Below are 11529 nucleotides of genomic sequence, written 5' to 3' on the forward strand. Positions count from 1 at the left end.
CCATGAACAAGGCTAATCGTGAAGAATTTTTCCGTCGTCTTTGGGAAGATAACCCCGAACCCAAAGGCGAGTTGAACTACACCAATCCCTATACTTTATTGGTGGCTGTTGCCCTGTCGGCACAAGCCACCGATATCGGTGTCAATAAAGCGACTGAAAAGCTCTTCCAGATAGTCTCAACACCACAAGACATGTTGGATTTGGGCGAAGCGGGCTTGAAAGAACATATCAAAACCATTGGATTATATAATTCCAAAGCCAAAAACGTTATAAAAGCGGCGCAAATGTTGGTGGATAACCATGAAGGTATTGTGCCCAACAATCAAGCCGCGCTTGAAAAACTCCCCGGTGTTGGACGCAAAACCGCCAATGTCGTGCGCAATATCGCATGGGCCGTTCCCACCATCGCGGTTGACACCCATATTTTCCGAGTCGGCAATCGCACCGGGCTGGCCAAGGGCAAAACCCCATTGGAAGTCGAGAAAAAATTAATCAAGGCCGTACCCAAAACCTATATGCTGCATGCCCATCATTGGTTGATTTTACATGGTCGTTATATCTGCAAAGCCCGCAAACCTGAATGTGGACAATGCAAAGTCTATGACCTGTGCGCCTATAAAGCGAAGACCGTGTAACATTGTTAAGCTGAAATATAATAAAAAGATAAAATTTTCCGATATATAATCGACTTGCCATTGCGCTGACTAGGATACATACTTTTATATGTTTGAGTAAAACATATAAGGAATCCAGACCTTATGCGGCATATAAAAACATTTCTAAACACCTTCTTGTTAAGCGCCGCTTTCCTCCTTCTTCTGGCGGGATTTCACACCGGTGCCTCGGCCAAACCGACCCTGAACTGGGCAACCAACGATCTCATTCCCTTCTACATCAATGACGGTGCCTATAAAGAGCAAGGCATATCGGACCAATGGATCCGTTTTTTTGAAACCTATCTGCCCCAATACCAACATATCCGCGTCCCCATGAACATGGCGCGATTTTATGCGCAAGCTGAACAGGGCGATCTTGTCTGTAACCCTCTTTTGTTAAAGACAAAAAACCGGGAAGCCTTTCTTGCTTATTCCAACGCGATGAAACCTGCCTACGCCCATATTCTTGTCAGTACACATCCTATTGACTATCCCGAAGAAGGCATCAGTTTAAGTGATTTTATAAAGGCTGACCCGGATGGCCTCATCGTACAGGCAGAACGTTCCTATGGACCGATCCTTGACCGTATCATTGATCAGGCCATACAAAACGGTCAAGCCAAACGCAGCCGAATGGGCACCCAGCAGCTATTCACGATGATTGAAAAGGGCCGCATTATTCATTTTCTCGATATTGAGAACAGCGTAACCTATTACAACAAAATGCATACAGGGACGCGCAAACTCTATAACATCCCGATCAAAGAAGATCGCCTTGAGCGTTTCGGCTATCTCGCCTGTACGAAAAGTCCTGAAGGACAACGGGTCATTTCGGCGGCCAACAAAATTTTAAAAGAAAAAGCCGCCAGTCCGGAATTGCGCACAATTCTGGAATCGTGGATGGTTCCCGAAAACCTGCCCCGTTTTCGTCGTTTCTATGATCTGACAATCCTCAATCAGCAATAAAAAAAAGCCCTTCCCGCATCAGGCGCAGAAGGGCTTTTTCGAGGATGTCACCTTGTTAGGCGGCTTCGTTCTGTTCAATCAGACCGACAATATCCGCCATGATCATATTGATTTCATAATCCTTGGGCGTATAGATGCGCGAGACACCGGCTTTCAGCAAGACCGCCTCGTCTTCCGGTGGAATGATCCCGCCGACAACCAACGGAATATCGTTGATATCGGCCTCTTTCATGCGTTCCAAAACCTCTGTCACCAAAGGAATATGGGAACCGGACAAAATGGACAAACCAATGACATGAACGCCTTCTTCCAAGGCGGCATTGACGATTTGCGCCGGGGTCAGACGAATCCCTTCATAAACCACTTCCATACCGGCATCACGTGCGCGAACGGCAATTTGTTCGGCCCCGTTAGAATGACCATCAAGCCCCGGTTTCCCCACCAGCATTTTGACACGGCGGCCCATTTTACTGGAAATAGCGTCCACACGGGTCCGCACTTCCGCCAGTTGGTCACCATGTGCGGCACTGGATGCCCCACCGACACCGGTTGGCGCGCGATATTCACCAAAAACTTCGCGCAAGGCAGTGCCCCATTCACCTGTGGTCACACCGGCATGGGCCGCTGCAATGCTCGGTTCCATAATATTGCGACCTTCACGCGCGGCTGATTTCAATTCTGCCAGCGCCGCATCGACCTTGGCGTTATCGCGTTGTTCACGCCACGCTTTCAAACGTTCGATCTGTTCTGCTTCTGCCGCCGGATCAACGGTTAAAATAGACCCATCCCCTGCGGTTAATGGGCTGTCTTCCCCTTCAGCAAACTTGTTTACGCCAACGACAATTTGTTCCCCGGCTTCAATGGCCGCCAAACGGGTTGCATTGGCTTCAACCAGTTTTTGCTTCATATAACCCGTTTCAACTGCGGGAATAGATCCCCCCATTTCATCGATTCGGGCCAGTTCATCACGCGCACCGGCTTTTAGTTCTTCAACCTTACGGGTGACTTCTGCCGATCCGTCAAACAAATCGCCATATTCCAGCAGATCGGTTTCATAGGCCATAATCTGTTGCAAACGCAAAGACCATTGCTGATCCCACGGACGCGGCAGGCCCAGCGCCTCGTTCCAGGCCGGAAGCTGCACCGCACGCGCACGCGCGTTTTTGGACAAAGTCACCGCCAGCATTTCCAACAAAATACGATAGACGTTGTTTTCCGGCTGCTGTTCGGTCAGACCCAAGGAATTCACCTGAACACCATAGCGGAAACGGCGATATTTTTCTTCTTCCACGCCGTAGCGTTCCCGACAGATTTCGTCCCACAATTCGGTGAAGGCACGCATTTTACAAATTTCGGTGACAAAGCGGATACCCGCGTTCACAAAGAACGAAATACGACCGACAACTTTGGGGAAATCTTCATCCGGCACCTGACCGGAGGCCTTAACAGAATCCAAGACCGCAATCCCGGTTGCCAAGGCAAAGGCCAGTTCTTGTTCGGGTGTCGCGCCAGCTTCCTGCAAGTGATAGGAACAGACGTTCATCGGATTCCATTTCGGGATTTCACGATAGGTGAAGGCCGCGATATCGGTAATCAGCTTCAAGCTTGGTTCCGGCGGGAAAATGTAGGTGCCACGAGACAGATATTCTTTAATAATATCATTCTGCGTTGTGCCTGCCAGATCGGAACGTTTCGCCCCCTGACGTTCGGCCGCCGCGATATAAAGCGCCAACTGCCACGCTGCCGGGGCATTGATCGTCATGGACGTATTCATTTTTTCGAGTGGAATATCCTTAAAAAGGGTTTCCATATCGCCCAAATGAGAAATCGGCACACCAACTTTACCAACCTCACCACGCGAAAGGACATGATCAGAATCATAGCCCGTTTGCGTCGGCAAATCGAAAGCAACAGACAAACCCGTCTGACCGCGACCTAAGTTCGTGCGGAAAAGTTTATTGGTTTCCACGGCTGAACTGTGACCGGAATAGGTCCGAAACAGCCACGGGCGATCCTTTTGAACCGTTTGTTTTTCAGTCATTTCTTGGGCGCTCCTAAGCGTAATAAAATATCCGTGGGCGACAGCGTTTTGATTTGATTATTGCCCGGTCGAATCCTCATTGGCTTGCAATCTACCACTTACTGCATCGCAAAAAAAGCTAGAAATGCGTTATAAACTAAGATTTTTTACAATATAGTTGCAAGTGTAACCACTTTTTTGTGTCGCAATGCAAAAAAAACTTGCCCGCCTGTCAAAATGGTGTAAACCAGATAGTAATGTTAAACGCCGCATAAAAAACAACGCGGTCAGATTTATGAAACGTCTTTGAAAAAACGATGGGAGTATCCCGATATGAGTTACCTCGCCGAAGTCACAGCGAATCAGGAAAAGAAAGACCTTTACGAAATCGGTGAAGTCCCGCCGCTTGGTCATGTGCCTGAAAAAATGTACGCTTGGGCTATCCGTCGCGAACGCCACGGCAACCCCGACACGGCCATGCAATTGGAAGTCGTCGAAACACCGAAGCTTGATAGCCACGAAGTCCTCGTTTACGTCATGGCTGCCGGTGTCAACTACAACGGCGTTTGGGCTGCCCTTGGCAAGCCGATCTCCGTCTTCGACGTTCACGGTGAAGATTACCATATCGCGGGTTCCGATGCGTCCGGTATCGTTTGGGCCGTTGGTGATAAAGTCAAACGCTGGCATGTGGGCGACGAAGTTGTTGTTCATTGTAACCAGGATGATGGCGACGACGAAGAATGTAACGGCGGCGACCCGATGTTCTCCCCTTCCCAACGGATTTGGGGCTATGAAACACCGGATGGTTCCTTTGCTCAGTTCTGCCGCGTTCAGGCACAACAATTGATGGAACGCCCCAAACATCTGTCTTGGGAAGAGTCCGCTTGTTATACACTCACGCTGGCAACCGCCTATCGGATGTTGTTCGGTCACCGTCCCCACATTCTGCGCCCCGGTCACAACGTTCTGGTTTGGGGGGCGTCCGGTGGTCTTGGTTCCTTCGCCATTCAGCTGTGTGCCGTTGCCGGTGCCAATGCAATCGGTGTTATTTCTGACGAATCGAAACGTGATTTCGTTATGGGTCTGGGGGCCAAAGGCGTTCTGAACCGTAAAGACTTCAACTGTTGGGGCCAATTGCCAACGGTAAACGGCGAAGGTTTCAACGATTACATGAAAGAAACCCGCAAATTCGGTAAAGCCATCTGGGAAATCACCGGTAAAGGCAACGATGTGGATTTCGTGTTTGAACACCCGGGCGAAGCAACGTTCCCGGTTTCCTGTAACGTGGTGAAACGCGGCGGTATGGTTGTCTTCTGTGCCGGTACAACTGGGTTTAACCTGACGATGGATGCCCGTTTCGTCTGGATGCGTCAAAAACGTATCCAAGGTTCCCACTTTGCCAACTTGAAACAAGCCTCACAAGCCAACAAACTGGTCGTAGAGCGCCGAATTGACCCTTGTATGTCCGAAGTCTTCCCTTGGGATGAAATCCCCGAAGCACACATGAAAATGCTGGCGAACCAGCACTTGCCGGGCAACATGGCAGTTTTGGTCAACGCCAAAACAACCGGCCTGAAAACACTGGAAGAAAACCTCGATTAATTTCGATTAGCGAGGCGCGCCCCGAACCCGGTTCGGGGCCGTTTCTCCTTGAGAAACCCCTATCTTTATTAGGGGAAAGCTTTCATCTCTATTTCTTTTTGAAAGGACCGATCCATGAGCGATCTTATCCTCTCCGACCTTCTCGGCTCCTGTGCGCGTGCAGTCGAAGCCGCCGATAAATTACTGGAACAAGCCAAAGACGCTGTTTCTGAAAAAGTTATGACAGACGGTCGTATCGATTCCCAGAAACTGGAAATTGAACAAACCGCTGCTCATGGCCTGTCCTGGATGGCAACTTATGTCGAAGCCTTGCGCCAAATGCACAAATGGGGCGTAAAGCTGCAAGAAGAAGGCCATTTCAGCGAATTTGAACAATTGATCCTGCAATGTGCCTTTGGTGAATATTGTACGCAATTGACCCACGGTATTGCAATTTCACAGGTTGAAGTTATCCGTCCGCACGATCTTGGCCTCACCGCCAAAGAATGCCACGAATATATGACCAAGGATGTGACCGCCTTCAAATACAAAGCCAACACACCTGCGGTACGCCGTAAAATTGCTGAATATGCCAAAGACGGTCTGGATACCGGGTCCTTCGGACAAACCGGTCTGGACGAAGAACTGGAAATGATCCGCGATCAGTTCCGCCGTTTCGTCAACGAACAAGTCATCGACCAAGCCCCCAAATGGCACGATAACGATGAACTGATCCCGCTGGAAATCATCGAACAAGTTGCCGAAATGGGCGTGTTCGGCCTGACTATCCCCGAAGAATATGGCGGGTTGGGCATGGGTAAAACCGCCATGTGCGTTGTCACCGAAGAATTGTCACGCGGTTACATCGGCGTTGGTTCGCTTGGGACCCGTAACGAAATCGCCGGGGAATTGATCCGTCTGGGCGGCACCGAAGAACAAAAAGAAAAGTATTTGCCGCAAATTGCCAGCGGCGAAATTCTCCCCACTGCGGTTTTCACAGAACCAAACACAGGTTCCGACCTCGGTTCTCTGAAAACACGTGCCGTTCTGGAAGGTGATGTTTACAAGGTCACGGGCAACAAAACATGGATTACCCACGCATCGCGTTCCGACTTAATGACGCTTCTATGTCGTACCAACCCGGATGAAAAAGGTTACAAAGGCCTGTCTATGCTGCTGGCAGAAAAACCCCGTGGCACTGATGATGACGCCTTCCCGGCTGAAGGTATGAGCGGTGGTGAAATCCACGTTCTCGGCTATCGCGGTATGAAAGAATATGAACTGGCCTTTGACGGCTTTGAAGTTCCAAAAGCTCAATTGCTGGGCGGCGAAGAAGGTCAAGGCTTCAAACAACTGATGGAAACGTTTGAATCCGCACGTATTCAAACAGCCGCACGGGCTTCCGGCGTGGCAACATCAGCTTTGGAATTCGGCCTGCGTTATGCGACCGAGCGTGTTCAGTTCGGTAAACCGATCTTTGAATTCCCGCGTGTTCATTCCAAAATCGCCTGGATGGTTGTGGAAACCATGATTGCAAAACAGCTGACTTATTTCTCCGGTTGGGAAAAAGATCACGATGTGCGTTGCGATATCGAAGCCGGTATGGCCAAACTGCTGGCCGCCCGCGTGGCGTGGACCAACGCCGATAACGCCCTGCAAATTCATGGCGGCAATGGCTACGCGACCGAATACCCGATCTCTCGCGTTCTGTGTGACTCCCGTATCCTCAATGTCTTTGAAGGGGCGGCTGAAATTCAGGCAGGCGTTATCGCACGCGGTCTTTTGACTCGTCGCTAAATCAAAAACAGCGCAAACCTCTTATATCAGAGGGGTTTGCGCCAGATTTCATGTGCAGTTTTTATCCTTCCCTCTCCTTTTGGGATAAAGGCTGATCGTGAACTGGCGCGCGATAAGCCCTAACATGGACCCTGCCATCCACTTATCTTTTAGGCGCGCCTTCCATTGGGATCCCCAAAGGAAAAGGCAGACAGCGAAGCCGACTTGAGCCCTTCCTCAACCAACGGGGAAGGGCCTTTTTTTCTGCCTTTTGAAGGGACATGGCAACTTAAATTGGTAATACAAATTAAAATGACTCTTTTATGAACACGTAAACGGTGTTATTCTCGCGCAGAAATTACGTAGAAGCGCTTTCTAGTTGGGAATAAGATGAATTTCGAAGGCTTGGTTGGGCAGGCCGCGCGCTACAGTCCGGACATATATCTTGTCATTCAAAGAACACCGGATTGCCGCGACGGTTTTAGACTGCTTTATGCAAACAACGCCTTCCATACGGCTGTAAGCTGCAACGTTCGTGACAAAGACAGCTGTTGCGCCTGCCAATTCAAACTTGGCGAGATTGACCAAAACCAACAGGCGCTCCTCTCCATTACCGATGGGGAAGCCGTCACCAAAACGTTCCGCGTCAGCATCACCGACCTTCCTTCAGAACATACCGGTGGATTAACCGCCTGCATGCTCATGGTTGGTCGTCGTGCCGGGATCAGTCTTTCCGAAGAACGTGAACGGCTTTACAGCACCATTGCCAAAAAATTCATTGAACTTTCCCCGGACGAAGCCGCCCTGAATGCGGTGCACGAAGCCGGGCTTTATTTCGATGTCGATGCCAGCTATGCCGCACGTGTTGATGTCCAAAATCGCAGCATGGATTTTCGTTATATATGGCGCAATCCCCATATTCCAGATTTACCGGAAACGCCACAACGTCACGAAATGTGCCACTGGGTTCTGGATCAGTTGCGCAACGGCGATGTCGTCAAGATCGACCGTCTCAGCGATCTGGCCCCCGATGTGTTGGAAGAATGCGCGGTCCTGCGCACCAGCGGCACCAAAGCCTGCATCCTCGTTCCGGTTCTGCAAGCCGATGATGCCGTTTGGTTTATCGGCATACATACTTTTGAAAATTCACGTTGCTGGTCTGACCAGGATGTCGATACCTTGAAAGTTGTCGGCAACTTGCTTGGCAATGCCTTCACCCAAACAGAAGTCGCCTGGTCTTTAAAAGAAACCCAACGCCGTTTCAGCGATGTCGGGGCCAATATTCCCGGCATTGTCTATCAAATCCGGCGCACAGAAGCCGGGCAACTGTCTTTTAGTTATATCAGTCAGGGCGTTGCCGACCTCACCGGTTGGAGCCCCGCCGATATGCAAAATGATCCAAGCTTATTTGAACGGATCGTTATTCGTCAGGACCGTGGGCGTTTTCGTGAAACACTGGAACGCGCCGCTCAGGAATACGATCTCTGGACAACCGATGTCAGAATCCGCCACCGCAACGATGAAACCATCAAATGGGTTCGCGCCAGTGGTCGCACCCATTTAGGGGTCAATGGCGATACGGTCTGGAACGGGTTGATGCTGGATATCTCCCAACATCGTCAAGCCGAGGAAGCCTTGCGCATTTCCGAAGAACGCCTGCGCCGGATTTTAGGCACCAGCCCCATCGCCATTGGGATCAGCCACGTTAAAACCTTCAAACTGTTATTTGCCAACAAACGACTGGCACAGATGTATGAAATTCCGCGCAACGACATCATCGGTTTCGACACCCGCAAATTCTACAAAGAACCGCGTATGCATCGCCGCCATTGGGTCGATACGCGCAGGGGCAAACATCTGGATAATATCGAAACCCAATGTCAACGCACGAACGGCAATCCGTTCTGGGCACAAATCACAACACGCCTGATCGAATATGGTGGGCATGAAGCCATTCTTTGGTGGGCGTTCGACATTACCGAACATAAACACACCAAAGAAGCCCTTGCCCATCTTGCCCATCACGATGCCCTGACCGGATTGGCCAACCGCCGCCTGTTTGAAGAACATCTTCATAATGCGATTGCGCTGGCGGCACGAACCGACCGTCCCGGCGTCCTTTTTTATTTTGATCTCGACGGTTTCAAGGCGGTTAACGATGCCCACGGTCATAATTTTGGGGACTGGGTTCTTGATCAGGTCGGTTTACGATTGCGCCATGTCCTGCGCGAAAGCGATATAGGTGCCCGTTTAGGCGGGGATGAATTCGCCATTATCGCGCATGGGATTGAAGATATACGCGCCATCGAAGCCGTTGTTGAAAAAATGCAAACCGCCATTTCCACGCCTTATAAGAAAGAGGGGAAAATGGCTAAAATCGGGCTTTCTATTGGTGTCGTTCGCTTCTTTGGACATGAAAGCGATATTCACGATCTGGTTATGTGTGCCGATACGGCAATGTATCAGGCCAAACAGGCGGGCAAGGGAACCTATCGCCTGATCAATATGGCCCGAAATGACAACCTGACCTCTAATTCATAACGTATTTACAATCGATATGTTATTTTGTTCGCCCCCTTAACATTTTTTTACCTCTTTAGTCTTGACCCGCAGCCCAAAAACTTCAAAAGTCTGCCCTGCACTTTTTTTGCACATTTACCAAAATAAAAGGCTGGATTGACCCATGGTGACATTAACCAAAATCTATACTCGTGGTGGCGATAAGGGCGAAACCTCGCTTGGCGATGGGACCCGCATTGCCAAACACGACCTGCGCGTCGACGCATACGGCTGCGTTGATGAAACCAATGCCACATTCGGTCTGGCCCGGTTACACACAAACGGTGAATGCGACAAAATGCTGGAACGTATTCAAAACGATCTGTTTGATCTGGGTGCCGATCTTTGTACCCCCGAAGACGGACGCAAAAGCGAAGGGGCTTTGCGTATCGTTGGTGAACAGATCAAACGTCTCGAATCGGAAATTGATGACATGAACGATCAACTCGACCCGCTCACGTCATTTGTATTGCCCGGTGGCAGTGCCGCATCCGCCTATTTGCATTTATGTCGGACCGTGTGCCGCCGCGCAGAACGTCTCTGTACGGAACTTGCCAAACGGGACACGATTAATTCCCTTTGTGTCCAATACCTTAACCGACTATCGGACCACGCATTCGTCATGGCTCGTTTCCTCAATGAAAAGGGGAAATCAGACGTTTTGTGGAAACCGGGTGCCCATCGTTAAATCTGGGGAGATTCACTGCCTGAGGAGAGGCATTGTCCAACAGTTGCATGAGTTGACATTCATTTCGGCAACCCGTATTGTGCAATGCGAAAAACGTGATAAGCATAGGGTAGGCTCCCACGCTTAAAAACAAAGCCTCAGGCGTTAACGAAACGACTTCTGAGAAAGGAATTCCATGAAAGTCCTCGTCGCAGTAAAGCGCGTAATTGATTACAACGTGAAAATCCGTGTCAAATCGGACAACACAGGTGTAGAAACAGCGAACGTCAAAATGTCGATGAACCCGTTTGACGAAATCGCGGTTGAAGAAGCAATCCGTCTGAAAGAAGCAGGCAAGGCTGATGAAGTCGTTGTTGTTTCCATGGGCGAAAAGAAATGTCAGGAAACCATCCGGACCGCCTTGGCGATGGGTGGCGATCGTGGCATTCTGGTCGAAACAGACGAAGATTTGCAGCCCCTCGCGGTTGCCAAAATCCTCAAAGGCATTGTTGAAAAAGAAAACCCGGATATGATTATTCTGGGCAAACAGGCCATTGATGATGATAACGGTCAAACCGGTCAAATGCTGGCGGCGCTGTTGGGCTGGCCGCAAGGCACCTTTGCTTCCAAGGTTGAATTGGGCGATGGCGCTGTCAACGTGACCCGCGAAGTGGACGGTGGTTTGCAAACGGTGAAGCTGTATTTGCCGGCCATCGTAACATCGGATCTGCGTTTGAACGAACCGCGTTATGCCGCGCTGCCGAACATTATGAAAGCCAAGAAAAAGCCGCTGGATACGGTCAGCCCGGCTGACTTCGGTGTAGATGTGACGCCTCGCCTCAAAGTTCTCAAGGTTGAAGAACCTGCTGCACGCTCTGCCGGGGTTAAGGTCGACAGCGTTGCGCAACTGGTGGATAAACTGAAAAACGAAGCGAAGGTGATCTAAGATGAGCGTTCTTGTTATTGCTGAACATGATAATGCGTCCATCAAAGACGCAACATTGAGCACCGTTACAGCGGCTAAGGCCTTGGGTGACATTACCGTTTTGGTTGCCGGGAACGGCTGTCAGGCCGCAGGCGATGCCGCTGCGAAAATCGACGGTGTGTCCAAAGTTCTGCTGGCCGATGACGCGGCTTATGATCATGAACTCGCGGAAAATATGGGCACATTGGTTGTGTCTTTAGCCGGTGATTACAGCCACATTCTGGCCCCGGCGACCACCAACGGCAAAAACTTTATGCCGCGCGTGGCCGCTCTGCTGGATGTTGCGCAAATCTCCGACATCGTCAAAGTGGAAAGCGCC

The 11529-nt window shown here is 50.3% G+C and carries 8 protein-coding genes and 1 pseudogene; 8 read left to right on the top strand and 1 reads right to left on the bottom strand.

The features are described from left to right. Window positions 1–2 precede the first annotated feature (2 nt). Both nth and IEW74_RS12655 read left to right on the top strand, forming a co-directional pair. On the top strand, window positions 3–635 hold the full coding sequence (gene nth, locus IEW74_RS12650; protein ID WP_188665717.1) for an endonuclease III: 633 nt from the start codon (window positions 3–5) through the stop codon (window positions 633–635). A 123-nt stretch (window positions 636–758) separates the two neighbouring features. After that, a complete protein-coding gene (locus IEW74_RS12655; protein ID WP_188665721.1) occupies window positions 759–1622 on the top strand; it encodes a TIGR02285 family protein in 864 nt (287 codons plus the stop codon). Between the two features lie 55 nt (window positions 1623–1677). On the opposite strand, the gene IEW74_RS12660 is transcribed toward IEW74_RS12655, so the two are convergent. Further along, on the bottom strand, window positions 1678–3663 hold the full coding sequence (locus tag IEW74_RS12660) for an ethylmalonyl-CoA mutase (RefSeq protein ID WP_188665724.1): 1986 nt from the start codon (window positions 3661–3663) through the stop codon (window positions 1678–1680). Window positions 3664–3975: 312 nt separating this feature from the next. On the opposite strand from IEW74_RS12660, the gene ccrA reads away from it, so the two are divergent. The 6 genes and pseudogenes from ccrA to IEW74_RS12690 all read left to right on the top strand — a co-directional run. Next, complete coding sequence (gene ccrA / locus IEW74_RS12665; RefSeq protein ID WP_188665733.1) at window positions 3976–5244, top strand: crotonyl-CoA carboxylase/reductase; 1269 nt, start codon at window positions 3976–3978, stop codon at window positions 5242–5244. A gap of 114 nt (window positions 5245–5358) precedes the next feature. Beyond that, a complete protein-coding gene (locus tag IEW74_RS12670; RefSeq protein ID WP_188665736.1) occupies window positions 5359–7020 on the top strand; it encodes an acyl-CoA dehydrogenase family protein in 1662 nt (553 codons plus the stop codon). A 369-nt stretch (window positions 7021–7389) separates the two neighbouring features. Continuing rightward, window positions 7390–9540: a sensor domain-containing diguanylate cyclase gene (locus IEW74_RS12675; RefSeq protein WP_188665748.1), complete on the top strand. Its 2151-nt coding sequence runs from the start codon at window positions 7390–7392 to the stop codon at window positions 9538–9540. 142 nt (window positions 9541–9682) lie between these two features. Beyond that, complete coding sequence (locus tag IEW74_RS12680) at window positions 9683–10246, top strand: cob(I)yrinic acid a,c-diamide adenosyltransferase (protein WP_188665751.1); 564 nt, start codon at window positions 9683–9685, stop codon at window positions 10244–10246. A 175-nt stretch (window positions 10247–10421) separates the two neighbouring features. Beyond that, window positions 10422–11171, top strand: coding sequence for an electron transfer flavoprotein subunit beta/FixA family protein (locus IEW74_RS12685; RefSeq protein ID WP_188665753.1), 750 nt, complete (start codon window positions 10422–10424; stop codon window positions 11169–11171). 1 nt (window position 11172) lies between these two features. Beyond that, a pseudogene (locus tag IEW74_RS12690) lies at window positions 11173–11529 on the top strand (electron transfer flavoprotein subunit alpha/FixB family protein); the annotation flags it as partial.

The sequence above is a fragment of the Terasakiella brassicae genome (assembly GCF_014641495.1).
In the GTDB taxonomy this organism is placed as follows: Bacteria; Pseudomonadota; Alphaproteobacteria; order Rhodospirillales; family Terasakiellaceae; genus Terasakiella; species Terasakiella brassicae.

What these genes read in the sequence shown, in the direction of transcription:
- nth (WP_188665717.1), top strand. Translation starts at nt 3, where the DNA reads ATGAACAAGGCTAATCGTGAAGAATTTTTCCGTCGTCTTTGGGAAGAT.
- ccrA (WP_188665733.1), top strand. Translation starts at nt 3,976, where the DNA reads ATGAGTTACCTCGCCGAAGTCACAGCGAATCAGGAAAAGAAAGACCTT.
- IEW74_RS12675 (WP_188665748.1), top strand. Translation starts at nt 7,390, where the DNA reads ATGAATTTCGAAGGCTTGGTTGGGCAGGCCGCGCGCTACAGTCCGGAC.
- IEW74_RS12670 (WP_188665736.1), top strand. Translation starts at nt 5,359, where the DNA reads ATGAGCGATCTTATCCTCTCCGACCTTCTCGGCTCCTGTGCGCGTGCA.
- IEW74_RS12685 (WP_188665753.1), top strand. Translation starts at nt 10,422, where the DNA reads ATGAAAGTCCTCGTCGCAGTAAAGCGCGTAATTGATTACAACGTGAAA.
- IEW74_RS12680 (WP_188665751.1), top strand. Translation starts at nt 9,683, where the DNA reads ATGGTGACATTAACCAAAATCTATACTCGTGGTGGCGATAAGGGCGAA.
- IEW74_RS12655 (WP_188665721.1), top strand. Translation starts at nt 759, where the DNA reads ATGCGGCATATAAAAACATTTCTAAACACCTTCTTGTTAAGCGCCGCT.
- IEW74_RS12660 (WP_188665724.1), bottom strand. Translation starts at nt 3,663, where the DNA reads ATGACTGAAAAACAAACGGTTCAAAAGGATCGCCCGTGGCTGTTTCGG.